Origin of the sequence: Azohydromonas sp., assembly GCF_035325925.1 — a bacterium.
In the GTDB taxonomy this organism is placed as follows: Bacteria; Pseudomonadota; Gammaproteobacteria; order Burkholderiales; family Burkholderiaceae_C; genus Calidifontimicrobium.
In genome coordinates, this window is the sequence record NZ_DAOKZA010000001.1 from 63,451 (window position 1) to 78,607 (window position 15,157).

The following is a 15,157-nucleotide window of genomic DNA, read 5'->3' on the forward strand; positions in this document are numbered from 1 at the left end:
CTGCGCCGCGCCCGACGCTCGACGGCCCGCATGCTCGCGCCCGGCGCGCCTGCCAATGTAGGGGAATCTTGACGCTGCGTGTGCGGGGCGCCTCGACGCGGCGCCGGCATGCCTCGCGCGCGGGCGGGCCGGGCCGATCATGTCGCACGTCCATTGCGATCTTGCTGCCCCACCGTGTCTGTCCGCTCCACCGATGCGCGCGCGTGCGTGCTCGTCGTCGACGACGTCGCCGACAACCTGCTGGTCGTCAGCGACCTGCTGCGTGAGGCCGGGTACGCCGTGCGCGCCGCCAACAGCGGTCCGGTGGCGCTGCGCTACGCGGCTCAGGCGCCGCAGCCGGACCTGATCCTGCTCGACGTGATGATGCCCGACATGGACGGCTACGAGGTGCTGCGCCGGCTCCAGTGCGACGCCGCCACCGCCGACATCCCGGTGATCTTCGTCACCGCCCGCGGCAACGACACCGACGAGGAACATGGGCTGGCGCTGGGCGCCGTCGACTACCTGTGCAAGCCGATTCGCCCGCTGGTGGCGCTGGCGCGGGTACGCGCGCACCTCGAGGCGCATCGCGCGCGGCGCCAGCTGCGCGCGCACAATGACCAGCTGGCACAGGAGCTGGGGCAGCGCATGGCCGAGTGCGTGCTGGCGCGCAGGGTCGGCATCCGCGCGCTGGCCCACCTGGCCGAGCTGCGCGACCCCGAGACCGGCAACCACATCCTGCGCACCCAGGGCTACGTGCGCGAGCTGGCGCTCGAGCTGTCGCGCCGGCCGCAGCACGCCGCCGCGCTCGACGCGCGGGCGATCGACCTGCTCGTCGAGTCCGCGCCGCTGCACGACATCGGCAAGGTCGGCATCCCCGACCGCATCCTGCTCAAGCCGGGGCCTCTGAGCGTCGACGAGTGGCGCGTGATGCGCACGCACACGACGATCGGGGCCAAGGCGATCGAGCTGGCCGAGCGCGACACCGACCGCTCGGCCGAGTTCCTCGCCACGGCCAAGCAGATCGCGCTGTCGCACCACGAGCGCTGGGACGGCGGCGGCTATCCGCAGGGGCTGGTCGGCGCGGCGATCCCGCTGGCGGCGCGCATCATGGCGGTGGCCGACGTGTTCGACGCGCTGATCTCGCCGCGCGTGTACAAGCGCGCCTTCGACTTCGAGCAGGCGTTCGGCATGATCGTCGCCGACAGCGGGACCCACTTCGACCCGGACGTCGTCGACGCTTTCCGCGTGCGTTTCGACCCGCTGGTGGCCGTCGCGCGCGAGTTCGCCGAGCCCGAGCCCGCACCGGCGACATGAGCGCGTCGACGACGCCTGCGCCGCGCTGGCACGTGGTGCCGCTGTACGCGATCGGCGCGCTGTTGTGGATCCTCGGCTCCGACTGGCTGCTCGCGCAGCTCGTCGCCGACGCCGGGGTGCGCGAGCTCGCCGGCACGCTCAAGGGCTGGCTGTTCGTCGCGGTCACCACGTGGCTGCTGTGGCGCCTGCTCGGGCGCGAGCCACGGCAGGCGCCACGCGGCGCCGATCGCGTGCCGACGCGCGGACGCAGGCTCGTCGAGGTGCTGGCGCTGGCGGCCGTGCTCGCGCTGGTGGCCGTCGCCGCGTTCGACGCCTACCAGATCCACGAGCGCAGGCGCGCGGCGGCGATGCAGTTGCAGTTGCACACCGCGAGCGGGGCGCTGCAGCGCTGGCGCGACGCGCGCATCGCCGAGGTCGGCGCGATCGGCGCCGGCATGTCGCTGACGGGTGCAGGCCGCGCCGGCGTCCCGGCGGGTGACGCGCCGCACCCGGCGCGCCCGGCAGATCTGCGGCGACCGCGGGGGTGGCTGGCGGTCAGCCTGTTCGACGACAGGGGTCGGCACACGTGGGGCGACGGCGAGAACGACGCGGCGGCCGCGCCGCCGGCGCTGCTTGCCGCGGTCGACCGGGCGGCGCGGCGCGGCGAGGTCGTCGTCGCCGACCCGCGGCTCGACGCCGACGGACGCGTCGTCGTCGACGTGGCCGCGCCCTTTGGCGACGGCGGCCCGCGCGCGCCGGTGCTCGCGGTGCGCTTCGACGCATCGGCGGCGTTCGCGTCGATCCTGTCGTCCGGCGAGCTGGCCGCGCAGCACCTCGAGGCGATGCTGCTGGTGCGCGACGGTGCACGCTGGCAGGCGTTCGCGTCGGCGGGCGGCGCGGCGGGAGACGCCGTCGAGGTGCAGGCGCTGCAACCCGGCACGCCGTGGATCCGCGACTTGCCTTCGTCGTCGGACCTGCCGCCGACGCTGCGGCTGCGCGACGGCGCTCCCTACACCGCCGTGCTGCGAGCGGTGCCCGACGCCGGCTGGTGGGTGGTGGTGCGTTCCGACGACCACGCGGCGTTTGCGCAGATGCTGCGCGACAGCGTGTGGATCTCGCTGTCGGGCGTGCTGGCGCTGATCATCGTCGGGGCGATGGTGCGGCTGCGCCGTCGCGAGGAGGCCCTGGCCCACGCGCAGCGCGAGCAGGAGCACCACGCCGAGAGGCTGCGCACCCTGCAACTGCTCGATGCGGTGACCGACAGCGCCGGCGTGGTCGTCGTCGTGCAGGATCGTCAGGGCAGGCTGCTGTTCTGCAATGCCGAGGCAGCGCGCATCGCGCGGCTGGACTCGGTGCCCCGGTGCGGCACGCCGGCGGCGGGGCTGCTGCCGCAGGCGATGCTCGGCGTGCCGGCGCAGCACGCATCGGGGCGCGCGACCTGCCGCGACGAGGTCTGGTCGACGCCGGCGGGCGCGCGCATGTTCTCGGTCACGCGCGGACTGCTGCGCGACGCCGACAACCGTCACGTGGGGCACTACGCCATCGCCCGCGACGTCACGGCACAGCGCGAGAGCGCCGAGGCGATGGCGCGCAGCGAGCAGCGCCTGGCGATGGCGTTGCACGGCGCCGAGCTCGGCATGTGGGACTGGCACGTGCCCAGCGGACGGGTCGAGTACAGCGCGCGCTGGGCCGAGATGCTGGGATATCGTGCCGAGGACGTCGATCCGCACGTCGACTCGTTCCGCGCGCTGGTCCACCCCGACGACTGGCCGCGGGTCAGCGCCGAACTGCAATCGCATCTGGACGGGACCACCCCGTCGTACCGCTGCGAGCTGCGCCTGCGCCACCGCGACGGCCACTGGCTCTGGGTGCTCGACGCCGGCCGCGTGGTCGAACGCGACGGCGCCGGTTTCGCGGTGCGCGCCGTGGGCATCCATCTCGACATCAGCGACAGGCGCGCGGCACAGGAGGCGCTCGAACGCTCGCGCGCCGAGCTCGAGCGGCGCGTGATCGAGCGCACCGAGCAGCTCGCCGCGGCGACGCGGCGCGCCGAGCTGGCCAACCTGGCCAAGAGCGAGTTCCTGGCCAACATGAGCCACGAGATCCGCACGCCGCTGAACGCGATCGTCGGCCTGTCGAGGCTGCTCACCGCGGCGAGCGGCGACGCGCACCAGACCGATCGCGTGACGAAGATCGAGCGCGCCGCGGCACACCTGATGGCGATCATCGACGACATCCTCGACCTGTCGAAGATCGAGGCCGGACGCCTGACGCTCGAGCAGGTCCGCTTCGACCCGCGCGAGGTGGTCGACCAGGTGCGGGCGTTCGTCGCGACGCAGGCCGACGCGAAGGGGCTCACCCTGTCGGTGGACGCCGCCACCCTGCCCGGCGCCGTGGTGGGCGACCCCACGCGACTGCGCCAGGCGCTGCTGAACCTGGCGAGCAACGCGGTGAAGTTCACCGACCAGGGTGCGGTCGCGATCCGGGTGCAGGCGCTGCCCGCGTGCGAGGGGCGTCACCAGCTGCGCTTCGAAGTGGAGGACACGGGTATCGGCCTCGCGCCGGAGCAGGTCGCCAGGCTGTTCGCGCCGTTCGCGCAGGCCGACGCGTCGACGACGCGGCGCTACGGCGGCACCGGCCTCGGCCTGGCGATCACGCGGCGGCTGGCGACCATGATGGGCGGCGACGTCGGCGTGCGCAGCCGGCCCGGCGCGGGCAGCTGCTTCTGGTTCACCGCGCAGTTCACCGCGGCCGCGGGCACAGGCGACTCCAGGCCGCTCGAACGCGACGCGCTCGCACGCCTGCGGCAGCGCCACAAGGGGCGGCGCGTGCTGGTGGCCGACGACGATGCGGTCAACCAGGAGATCACGCGCGCGATGCTCGAGGCCGCCGGGCTCGAGGCCGTCGGCGTCGGCGACGGCGAAGCGGCGGTCCAGGCGTGCCTGCAGCAACGCTTCGACCTCGTGCTGATGGACCTGCACATGCCCACGGTCGACGGGCCCGGCGCCGCGCGGCGGCTGCGCGGCGCCGGCGCGACCTTGCCGATCGTCGCCGTCACCGCCAGCGCGTTCGACGACGACCGTCGCCGCTGCCTCGATGCGGGCATGGACGGCTTCGTCGCCAAGCCGTTCGAAGCGCGCGAGTTCTACGCCCGCGTCTACGAAGCGCTGCGCCGTGACGACGAGCCGCCGACGGTGACCGGCGAACTGCCGCCGGCGCCCGCGCCGGACGATGCCGGCAGCCGGCGCGGCCTCGTGGCGCTGCTGCGCGAGCTCGAGGCGCGGCTGGAACGCGGCGAGGTCGATGCGCGCGACCTGGTCGTCGAGCACCGCGAGGCCATCGAGTGCGGCCTGGGCGGGCGCGGCGCCGAGCTGGTCGAGCGCGTGCTGGCGTTCGAGTTCGAGTCGGCGCGCGATCGACTGGTCGCGGTCCTGCACGCGCCGGCGCAGGCGCCGGCGTGACCGCGGTGTCGGCACCCGAACGCGCCCCCGGCGGCGTCGCGCGGCGTGCGCCGGGAAGGTGTCAGGCGCTCGTCGTCGACGCGAACCCGGCGTCGCGCTCCGCGCTGGCGGGGATGCTGCGCGACTTCGGCATCGGCAACGTCGTGCAGGTCTCGCGCGTGCAGGACGCGCGACGTCGCATCGAGCAGGAACGCTTCGACGTGGTCGTCAGCGAGTACGACTTCGACCCGGAGCCGATGACCGGGCAGGACCTGTTCGACGACCTGCGCCTGGCGAACCTGCTGCCGCTGTCGACGGTGACGGTGATGATCTCCGGCGAGGCCAGCTACGCGCGCATCGCCGAAGCGGCCGAGGTCGCGCTCGACGCGTACCTGATCAAACCGCACACCGAGCAGGCGCTGCGCGAGCGCCTGCTGCAGGGTTTCGAGCGCAAGGCGGCGCTCGCCGACATCTTCGCGCTGGTCGAGCAGCAGCGCTGGAAGGTGGCGGCGACGCTGTGCGAACTGCACGTGCGGCAGCGCCAGAAGCACTGGGTCGCGGCGGCGCGCATCGGTGCCGAGGCGTGGCTGCGGCTCGGCGACGCGCGCGCCGCGGCCGCGCTGTTCGAGGCGGTGGTCGCCACGCAGGCGCTGCCCTGGGCGCGGCTGGGCATCGCGCGCAGCGAGTACGAGGCCGGCGCGGTGCGCAAGGCGCGGCGCACGCTGGAGAGCCTGCTGTCGGACCAGCCCGGCTACGCCGACGCGTACGACGTGATGGGCCGGCTGCTGCTCGAGCAGGGCGAGAGCGCCGAGGCCGTCGCGGCGCTGCGCCGCGCGCTGGCGCTGACGCCGGGCAACGTCACGCGCGCGCTGAAGTTCGGCGTGCTCGCGTTCTACCACGGGCACCCCGACGAGGCGGCGCACGCGCTGCAGCAGGCGATGCGACTGGGGTTGAACTCGCAGGTGTTCGACCTGCAGGCGCTGGTGCTGCTGGGCACCTTGCACTTCGACCGCGGCGACCGCCGCGGCCTGCTGCAGTGCCTGCGCGCGCTGCAGGCGGCGCGCCGCGACCATCCCGACAGCGCGCGGCTGCGGCGCTTCGAGGACACGCTGGCGGTGCTGGCGGCGCTGCTCGAACGGCGAGTGCCCGACGCGGTGACGCTGGCGCAGCGCGCGGTGCTCGAGATGCAGGCCGACGACTACGAGTTCGAGGCGGCGTGCAACCTGCTGTCGACGCTGGCGCGGCTGCTCGCGCGCGAGGTCAGGCTCGACGACTGGCCGCAGTGGGTCGCCTCGCTGGCCGAACGCTTCGCGGTGTCGCGCACGTCGTGCGAGCTGATGTGCCGCGCGGGAGAGGGCGTCGACGGGTTCGAGTCGACGATCCGCGCACGTTACGCCGGCATCTGCGATGCGGCCGAGGCGGCGGTGGCGCACGCGGTGGGCGGCGACCCGCGCCGCGCCGTCGTCGAGCTGATGGCGCACGGCGAGCGCACGCGCAACGCCAAGCTGCTCGACCTCGCGAAGCACACGCTGGACCGCCATCGCGAGCGCATCGGCGACGCGCCGGCGCTGGCCGGCAGCATCGAGCGGCTGAACCGGCGCTACCGCCGCTACGGGGTGCAGCTGAGCCTGGGCGCGGCTCGGGCGCATCCGGCCGACACGCCGGCGTGAGCCGGCGTCCTCAGCGCGTGGCGCGGCGGCGCACGCAGTCGAGGTAGGCCAGCCCGTCGGGCGGCAGGCCCGAGCGCTGCGACGCCCAGATCATCTCGCCCAGGCACTCCATCACCTCGTGCTGCGCGGCGTGCGCCGAGCCCAGCCGCGCGGCCAGCAGCCCGAAGGCCTGGCGGATGCCGCCGGGCTGGTCGATCGCCACCTGCTCGCTGATCGACAGGTGCATGCTCAGGTGCAGGAACGGGTTGGGGCGCCCGTCGTCGACCGTGTAGCTGGCCGCCAGCGCGGCGTCGACGTCGGCCAGCTCGGCGTGGTACTCGGGGTGCTCGGCGACCCACGGCGCGGCCACGGCCTCCATCGGCGTCATCGGCTCGCCGGCGCGCTGCTTGCGCAGCACCTCGCAGAAGAAGCGGCGCACGTCGTGCTGCGAGGGCTGGAACATGGTCGGATCGGTCGGGCGCGGCGGTCAGTCGTCGGTGCGCCAGGCCGGCAGGCGCCAGTCCAGCGCCAGCGCCAGCAGCCGCAGACCCATCGCCGCGGCGGCACCGGCGAGCAGGGCGGTCGTGTCGCCGACGCCGGCGGCGTTCGCGGCGACCACCACCCAGCCGCCGGCGAAGGCGCACACCGCGTACGGCCGGTGGTCGCTGAACGTCGCCGGGATCTGGTTGCACACGATGTCGCGCAGCACGCCGCCGAACACCGCGGTCATCACGCCCATCAGCACCGCCACCAGCGAAGGCATCTGCGCGGCCAGCGCGATCTGCGTGCCGCTGGCGGCGAACAGCCCCAGCCCCAGCGCGTCGGGCCACTGCATCGCGCGCTCGGTGGGATGCAGGTGGCGCGCGCGCATGAACAGCATCGCCGCCACCACCAGCGCCAGCACGCCCCAGGCGTAGCCGGCGTGCTGCACCCAGAAGAACGGGCGCCGGTCGAGCAGTACGTCGCGCAGCGTGCCTCCGCCGAACGCGGCGAGCATCGCGACCACGCTGACGCCGACCGCGTCGAGCCGCTTGCGCGCGCCCTCGATGACGCCCGACAGCGCGAACGCCGCCGTCGCGGTGGCCTCGAGCACGGTGTGCGCGGTCGACAGCGACCACCAGGGCGCCTCGGTCAGCGGCACGGCGGGGGCGGGGCGGGGCACATGCGCGCATTGTCGCCGGCGGCGAGTCGGCGCCCGCCGGGCAAAGCCCGACGCCGGCGCCGACGCCGCCGCGCCCGTACAGTGCGCCCATGCCGACCCCTTTGCCCAGCGCGTCGTCCCCGGTGTCCGTGTTTACGGTGGCGCTGCGCCAGACGCTGCGCGACTTCCGTGCCGGCGAACTGCGGCTGCTGGTGGTCGCGGTGCTGCTGGCGGTGTCGGCGCTGACCGCGGTGGGCTTCTTCGCCGACCGCCTCGCCCAGGGACTGGCGCGCGACGCGCGCGCGCTGCTCGGCGGCGATGCGGTGATCGCCAGCGACAAGCCGCTGCCGGCGGCGTTCGCCGAGCAGGCGCGCGCGCTCGGCCTGCGCACCGCGACGACGGCCGCTTTCCCCAGCATGGGCCGCGCCAACGACGAGCACGGCGGCGCGACGCGGCTGGTGGCGGTGAAGGCGGTCAGCGACGCGTACCCGCTGCGCGGCGGGGTGACGGTGCGCGCCGCACCCGACGCACCGGCGCTGCCGGCCGACGCGGCGCCGGCGCGCGGCAGCGTGTGGGTCGACGCCGCGCTGCTCGACGCGCTGCAGCTGGCGGTGGGCGACGCGCTGCTGCTCGGCGACGCGGCGCTGCGCATCGAGCGCGTGATCGCCGTCGAGCCCGACCGCGGCGCCGGTTTCATGGCCTTCGCGCCGCGCGTGCTGATGCACGTGGCCGACCTGCCGGTCACCGGGCTGATCCAGCCGGCCAGCCGCGTGACCCACCGCTTCGCGGTGGCCGCCGACGACGCGCGCGGGCGCGACGGCGACGCCGCGGTGGCGCGCTTCGTGCAGTGGGCGCAGCAGCGCGTCGAGCGCGACAGGCTGCGCGCGGTGCGCATCGAGTCGCTCGAGTCGGGGCGGCCCGAGATGCAGCTCACGCTCGATCGCGCCGAGAAGTTCCTGAACCTGGTCGCGCTGCTGGCGGCGCTGCTGGCCGCGGTGGCGGTGGCGATCGCGTCGCGCGACTTCGCCAGCCGTCACCTCGACGACTGCGCGATGCTGCGCGTGCTCGGGCAGTCGCAGCGCTCGATCGCGCTGGCCTACGGCGTCGAGTTCGTCGCCGTCGGCCTGCTGGCCAGCCTCGCCGGCGTGGCGCTCGGGCTGGCGCTGCACCAGGTGTTCGTCGCGCTGCTCGCCGGGCTGGTCGACGCCGCGCTGCCGGCCCCCTCCGCGTGGCCGGCGCTGTTCGGCGTCGGCGTCGGGCTGACGCTGCTGGTGGGCTTCGGGCTGCCGCCGGTGCTGCAGCTCGCGCGCGTGCCGCCGCTGCGCGTGATCCGCCGCGACGTGGGCGCGCTCAAGCCGGCGTCGGCGGCGGTGCTGGCGGCCGGCGCGCTGGGCTTCGCGGCGCTGCTGCTGGCGGTGGCCTCCGACGTCAGGCTCGGGCTGATCGCGGTGGGCGGCTTCGCCGCCGCGGTGGCGCTGTTCGCGGCGCTGTCGTGGCTGGCGGTGAAGCTGCTGCAGCGTGCCGTGCCCGACGCCGGCGCGCCGCGGTGGCTGGTGCTGGCCACGCGGCAGATCGCCGCGCGCCCGGCGTTCGCGGTGCTGCAGGTGTCGGCGCTATCGGTGGGGCTGCTGGCCTTGGTGCTGCTGGTGCTGCTGCGCACCGACCTGATCGGCAGCTGGCGCCAGGCGACGCCGCCCGACGCGCCGAACCGCTTCGTCATCAACGTGCAGCCCGAGCAGGGCGAGGCGTTCCGCGCCGTGCTGGCCGACGCCGGCGTCACGCGCTACGACTGGTACCCGATGATCCGCGGCCGGCTGGTGGCGATCAACGGCCGCGCGGTCGACCCCGACGACTACGCCGACGAGCGCACGCAGCGCCTGGTCGAGCGCGAGTTCAACCTCAGCCACGACGCGCGCATGCCGTCGCACAACCAGCTCGCCGCCGGGCGCTGGGTGGCCGACGAGCGCGACGCGCTGAGCATCGAGGAGGGGCTGGCGCAGTCGCTCGGCGTGACGGTGGGCGACACGCTGCGCTTCGACATCGCGGGCATCGCGCGGGAGGGGCGCATCACCAGCGTGCGCAAGGTCGACTGGGCGTCGATGCGGGTGAACTTCTTCGTGATGTTCCCGCGCGCCGAGATGCCCGACCTGCCGGCGACGTACATCAGCGCGTTCCGCGCGCCCGACCGGCCGGGCTTCGACAGCGCGCTCAGCCGCGAATTCCCGAACATCACCAACGTCGACATCTCGGCGTCGATCGCGCAGGTGCAGCGCGTGCTCGACCAGGTGATCCGCGCGGTCGAGTTCCTGTTCGGCTTCACGCTGGCGGCAGGGCTGGTGGTGCTGTTCGCCGCGGTCAGCGCGACGCGCGAGGCGCGGGCGCGCGAGTTCGCGGTGATGCGCGCGATGGGCGCAGGCAAGGCGCTGCTGGCGCGCGTGCAGCGCGCCGAGCTGCTGGGTGTCGGCGCGCTCGCCGGCGTGCTGGCGTCGCTGGCCGCGGTCGCGGTGGGCTGGGCGCTGGCGCGTTACGCGTTCCAGTTCGACTGGAACGCCAAGCCCTGGGTGCCGCTGGCCGGCGGCGTCGCCGGCGCGCTGCTGGCGCTGGGCGCCGGCTGGTGGGGGCTGCGCGAGGTGCTGCGCCGCCCGGTGATCGAGACGCTGCGGCGTGCCGGCGAGGGGTGACGTGAACGACGCGCGCACCTGCTGCGGCGCCTGCCGCTCGGGCCACGAAGAGGCTCCGTAGATCCACCTCGGGGTGCCGCCGGCGCACGAGCCGAGCCGGATGCGCAACGGGTACGCGACCTCGAACGCCGCTTTCGACGACCAGCCGCGCGCGCAGCCCACGGCGCCACAGGTCTTCTCCGACCGGCTGAACGTGCGCGTCGTGCGCGCCGGGGAGGGCGCGCGCGCGCGTCGTCCGCGGCGTCTCGACGGCGGAGGCTGCGACCGTGATTGCAGGCCAGCGCGATCCTCGGGACTTCACCGGCTCCTGGGAGGACTGCAAATCGCCCAGGTCGGCATCTCGGCAGTCGACGGCCTGCTCGACGGCAGCCCGACGTTGCCGAGCGCAGTGGCTCGACGCGAGGCCGACGCCACCGACTTGCTCGCGCCAGCGCACATCCACGACCTCCTGGGCGGCGCCGACCTGCGCCAGCCGCTCGACGGGGGCGCCGGATCGTTGTCGGGGCCGCCAGCCGTGCGCGATCGAGGCCGCCGTGCAGCCCTCCAGGCCGACGTTCGAGTGACTCGAGGGCAAGGTCGGCGATTGCGCGGCCCCGGAAGACACATGTCGGCCAGCTTGACATCTGAGTGCTTGCGTCGCGCTAAGTCCTTGTCCGACAACGAACACACAGGCTGGCACGAAGAATGCACACCGGCGGTGCAACCAGGACATTGGGGGGCTGCACATGGGGCCGCGATCATCGCGACTGGGACACCGGCATCTTCGGGCTGCGCTGTGCCGGGCGCTGGTCATTGTCGCGGTGGTGTCGCCGGCATCCGCCGCGCCCTTCCTGGTCACCGCGACCGGGTTCGACTTCGGTGATGTCGCGCTCGGGTCGACCTCGCCGAACCAGACGGTGACGGTCACCAACGTCAGCGGCACGTCGCAGACGTTGAACCTCGCCGGGGGTGCCGCCGGCGTTTTCGGTGGTGTTCAGAACTGCCAGGGCGTCACGCTCGCTTCCGGCGCCTCCTGTCAGGTCGACTACCGTTTCACACCGACGACCCTGGGGCCCGTGTCCGGTGTGACCAGCCTCGATGTCAACGGCCAGCTGGCGACCTTCGCCTTCGAAGGCAACGGCGTCGCGGCCTTCCGCATCAGCCCGTTGTCGTTCGACTTCGGCCACGTCGCGGTCGGCGGCACGTCGTCGAAGCAGACCGTCACCATCACCAACGTCAGTGGCTCGCCGCAGCTGCTGAGTCTCGCCGGGGGTGCCGCGGGCGTGTTCGGCGGCGTGCAGAACTGCCAGGGCGTCACGCTCGCACCCGGTGCCTCGTGCCAGGTCGACTACGAGTTCAAGCCCGCGGTGACGGGTGCCGTCACGGGGTCGACCAGCCTCGAGGTCAACGGCCAGCCGGCGTCGTTCTCGTTCAAGGGCTTCGGCGGCAGTGGTGGCCCGGTGTTCTCGATTTCACCGCTCGAGTTCGACTTCGGCAACGTTTCGCTCGGCGCGTCCTCCCCGAAGCAGACGGTCACCATCACCAACGTCAGCGGCACGCCGCAGACGTTGAACCTCGCCGGCGGTGCGGCCGGTGTGTTCGGCGGCGTGCAGAACTGCCAGGGCGTGACCCTGGCGCCGGGAGCCTCGTGCCAGGTCGACTACGCGTTTTCGCCCACGCAGTATGGCCCCGCCAGCGGCACGACGACGCTCGAGGTCAACGGCCAGCCAGCGACGTTCAGCTTCAAGGGCGCGGGCATCGATCCCTTCCTCATCACACCGATCGCTTTCGACTTCGGTGAAGTCGAACTCGGCATGACCTCGCCGGCGCAGATCGTCGACATCATCAATGTCAGCGGGGCGCAGCAACTGTTGAGTCTGGCCGGCGGCGCGGCGGGCGTGTTCGGCGGCGTGCAGAACTGCCAGGGCATCACGCTGGATCCCGGCGAGGGCTGCCAGGTCGCCTACGAGTTCACGCCACAGTCCCTGGGTCTGGCATCGTTCACGACGACCTTGCTCGTGAACCAGCAGCAGGCCTCCTTCTCCTTCGTCGGCGTCGGGGTGGCCCGGGGCGGCACGGTGCCGGAACCGGGATCGCTCGCCGCAGCGATCGTCGCGTTGTCAGTGCTCGCGGCCACCCGCCGCCGCGCAAGCTTGCGTGCGACCCGCTGAACCAAGGTTCAGCCGTTGACGTCGCGGCTCGATCGGGGGCTCAGGAAACTCGAACGCCCTCGAAATGCCCGAGACGGATCTGGGGAACGGGCTGCGGCAGCGCTGGAAGCGCGTGAACAGGGCGTCGCAGCCGTCGCCGTGCGCCGAGCCGGCCGACCCGCACCCCTTCCCTTGCCCCATGACGGCACCCCCCGAGGCGTACCGCGGCAGTGAGGCCGGCGCCCTCAGCCGCGCCGGCCGTGGGCGTTGGCCAGCGCTGCCAGGCCGATCCCGAGCGGCGGCAGGCCGGCCGGGGCCGGGACGGGCACCGGACGGATCGGGTCGTCGAGATCGACCTCCATGCGCATCGTCAGCCCCGGTGTGCCTGCCAGTTCGACGCCCAGCGCGTAGGGGAGGCCCACCGCCGGCATGTCGAGGGTGAAGGCCTCGCCCAGCGAGCCGAACAGCAGCCCGAGCCTGTCGACGGGGTCGGCGTTTCCCGGACTGGAGATCAATGCATCCGAGGCACCGGCAGTCCGCGCGTTCGTCGCCTTGACGGCGATGGCGCAGCTGCCGCGCTGGACCAGCGCGATGTTCCCGGCCGCGAAACCCGCGAAGTCCGCGGCGTTGCAGCCGCTCGTGTCGGTATTGCCGAGGCCCGGCAGCAGCTCGGCGGCCGACACCGCGGCCGTGACGTCACCGTTGCCCGACCAGCGCATCGGGTCGACGTCGACACCGCAGACATGGTGGATGCTCAGGGGACCGGGCTGCGACAGGATGGTGGCCGACCCGACGGCCGCGATCAGCGGCGCCGCGGCGGCGGGATCAGGGTCCTGGCCAGGCCGCGAAGCGCGCCGCCGTCGAACGTCGGCGGGACATCCCGAGCGCGACGGCGACCTTCGCGAGAACGATCAACGTGCGCAGCGACGAACGGCGCGCGATCGGGGCTCAGCGAATCGGCACGGGCCGGCTGCGGTCCGCAGGCGCGACATCGGCGCCGCGGTCGCCACGGGATGGTTGCAGATGACCGGCGGGGCGGGCCGTGGTGTGCCCAGTGCCCGCCGCGAAACGCCGGACGGCCTAGAACTGCTGCCAGTCGCCGTCGTCGATCGCGTCGGCGAGCACCGGCACGGGACGGGTCGGCTTCGTGTCGGTCGCTGCGCTCGCGTTGGTCGGCGCGCGGGCGGGCTCGGCGGGGCGCGGCGGCATCGCGGGCGGCCGGGCGGGCGTCGGGGTGGGCGCACGTTCGGCCGCCGCGCTCGACACCGGTGCGCCGCCTTCGGCCAGCCGGAAGGTGCTGACCACGCCGGCCAGGCGCAGCGCCTGGTCCTTCAGGCTCTCGGCGGCCGCGGCACCTTCTTCGACCAGCGCGGCGTTTTGCTGCGTGACCTGGTCGAGCTGGCCCACCGCGGTGTTGACCTGCCCGATGCCGGTGCTCTGCTCGCGCGTTGCGGCGCTGATCTCGCCGATGATGTCGGTCACGCGCTGCACGCTGGCCACGATCTCGTGCATCGTCTTGCCGGCGTCGGCCACCAGCCGGGTGCCGGTGCCGACCTTGTCGACGCTGGTGCCGATCAGCGCCTTGATCTCCTTGGCCGCCTCGGCGCTGCGCTGCGCCAGGCTGCGCACCTCGCCGGCGACCACCGCGAAGCCGCGGCCCTGCTCGCCGGCGCGCGCCGCCTCGACCGCGGCGTTGAGCGCGAGGATGTTGGTCTGGAACGCGATGCCGTCGATGGTGCCGATGATGTCGGCGATCTTCTGGCTGCTGGCGTGGATCTGCTGCATCGTCTCGACGACCTCGGCCACCACCTGCCCGCCCTGGCGCGCGACGCCCGACGCCGACACCGCGAGCTGGTTGGCCTGCGCGGCCGAGTCGGCGCTGTGGCGCAGCGTGCTGGCCAGCTGTTCCATCGACGCCGCGGTCTGCTGCAGGCTCGCCGCGGCCTGCTCGGTGCGCGACGACAGGTCCTGGTTGCCGCTGGCGACCTCGCTGCTGGCCAGGCGGATGCCTTCGGTCGACGCGCGCACCTCGCCGACGACGCGGCGCAGGCTGTCCTGCATCTGCGCGAGCGCGCGCAGCAGGTCGCCGATCTCGTCGCTGCGGTCGCTGTGCAGCGGCACCGCGAGGTCGCCGGCGCCGATGCGCCGGGCGTGCTCGACCGCCTCGCGCAGCGGGCGCACGATCGCACGCACCGCGAAACGCGTGGCCGTGCCGAGCAGCGCGAGCATCGCGAACACCGCCGCGGCGACGCGCCAGACGGTGGCCTCGCGCGCCTGCGCGTTGTCGACGCGCATGGCGTCCCAGCGCTGCTGCTGCAGCGTCGCGAAGTCGCGCTGCGCCTGCACGTAGGTGGCGATCGCCGATGCCACGCTGTCGCGCACCGCGGCGGCGGCGGCATCGGCCTGGCCGTCGGCCTTGAGCTTCGCGGCGGCGTTGCGCGCGTCGATGTAGGCCTTGCGCGTCGCGGCCACGCGCTGCAGCGCGGCCTTCTCGTCGTCGTCGGTGGACAGCGCGTCGACCTGCTTGTGCAACTCGCTGATCTTCGCCGTGGTGGCCTGGATCTGCGGCGCCATCGTCGCCTCGACCGCCGGGTCGGCCGACAGCAGGCTGGCCAGCACGCGCGCGGCGTTGGTCTCGGTCAGCCCGGCCCAGCGCAGCGTGGCCTCGAGCTTGGCCTGCTGCGCCTGCTCGAGCTGGGCGCCGTGCGCGATCTGGCCGCGGGTGTGGATCAGCGTCGCGCCGAACAGCAGCGCGACCAGTGCGGCCATGGCCAGGGTGGGCAGCCACAGGCGCTGCGCGATCGAGAGTTTCATTTCACGTTCCGGGGAGGCTTGGCAGAGG

At 73.8% G+C, this 15,157-nt stretch carries 9 protein-coding genes; 5 read left to right on the forward strand and 4 right to left on the reverse strand.

Translation table 11 applies throughout. The annotated features are described in order from the left end of the window. Positions 1-174 precede the first annotated feature (174 nt). Genes PKC53_RS00260 through PKC53_RS00270 form a run of 3 tightly spaced genes read left to right on the forward strand, consistent with a single transcriptional unit; the run spans position 175 to position 6,385 of the window. The gene (locus tag PKC53_RS00260; RefSeq protein WP_324425078.1) at positions 175-1,296 is read left to right on the forward strand and encodes an HD domain-containing phosphohydrolase; all 1,122 of its coding nucleotides are present in this window, start codon (positions 175-177) and stop codon (positions 1,294-1,296) included. Further along, positions 1,293-4,736: an ATP-binding protein gene (locus PKC53_RS00265; RefSeq protein ID WP_324425080.1), complete on the forward strand. Its 3,444-nt coding sequence runs from the start codon at positions 1,293-1,295 to the stop codon at positions 4,734-4,736. The genes PKC53_RS00260 and PKC53_RS00265 overlap by 4 nt, the downstream gene beginning before the upstream one ends. Beyond that, positions 4,733-6,385: a response regulator gene (locus tag PKC53_RS00270; RefSeq protein ID WP_324425082.1), complete on the forward strand. Its 1,653-nt coding sequence runs from the start codon at positions 4,733-4,735 to the stop codon at positions 6,383-6,385. The genes PKC53_RS00265 and PKC53_RS00270 overlap by 4 nt, the downstream gene beginning before the upstream one ends. Positions 6,386-6,395: 10 nt before the next feature. Here the strand turns inward: PKC53_RS00270 and PKC53_RS00275 are convergent, their stop codons facing one another. Both PKC53_RS00275 and PKC53_RS00280 read right to left on the reverse strand, forming a co-directional pair. Next, positions 6,396-6,827, reverse strand: a complete 432-nt coding sequence (locus PKC53_RS00275) for a DUF1841 family protein (RefSeq protein ID WP_324425084.1) — start codon at positions 6,825-6,827, stop codon at positions 6,396-6,398. 24 nt (positions 6,828-6,851) lie between these two features. After that, entirely contained in the window at positions 6,852-7,499 is a 648-nt protein-coding gene (locus PKC53_RS00280) for a trimeric intracellular cation channel family protein (RefSeq protein ID WP_324425378.1), read from the reverse strand. 116 nt (positions 7,500-7,615) lie between these two features. On the opposite strand from PKC53_RS00280, the gene PKC53_RS00285 reads away from it, so the two are divergent. Both PKC53_RS00285 and PKC53_RS00290 read left to right on the forward strand, forming a co-directional pair. After that, on the forward strand, positions 7,616-10,186 hold the full coding sequence (locus tag PKC53_RS00285) for an FtsX-like permease family protein (protein WP_324425086.1): 2,571 nt from the start codon (positions 7,616-7,618) through the stop codon (positions 10,184-10,186). 725 nt (positions 10,187-10,911) lie between these two features. Continuing rightward, on the forward strand, positions 10,912-12,336 hold the full coding sequence (locus PKC53_RS00290; protein ID WP_324425088.1) for a choice-of-anchor D domain-containing protein: 1,425 nt from the start codon (positions 10,912-10,914) through the stop codon (positions 12,334-12,336). 224 nt (positions 12,337-12,560) lie between these two features. On the opposite strand, the gene PKC53_RS00295 is transcribed toward PKC53_RS00290, so the two are convergent. Both PKC53_RS00295 and PKC53_RS00300 read right to left on the reverse strand, forming a co-directional pair. Beyond that, positions 12,561-13,034, reverse strand: a complete 474-nt coding sequence (locus tag PKC53_RS00295) for a PA domain-containing protein (protein WP_324425090.1) — start codon at positions 13,032-13,034, stop codon at positions 12,561-12,563. Positions 13,035-13,395: 361 nt separating this feature from the next. Further along, the gene (locus PKC53_RS00300; RefSeq protein ID WP_324425092.1) at positions 13,396-15,129 is read right to left on the reverse strand and encodes a methyl-accepting chemotaxis protein; all 1,734 of its coding nucleotides are present in this window, start codon (positions 15,127-15,129) and stop codon (positions 13,396-13,398) included. Positions 15,130-15,157: the final 28 nt, after the last annotated feature.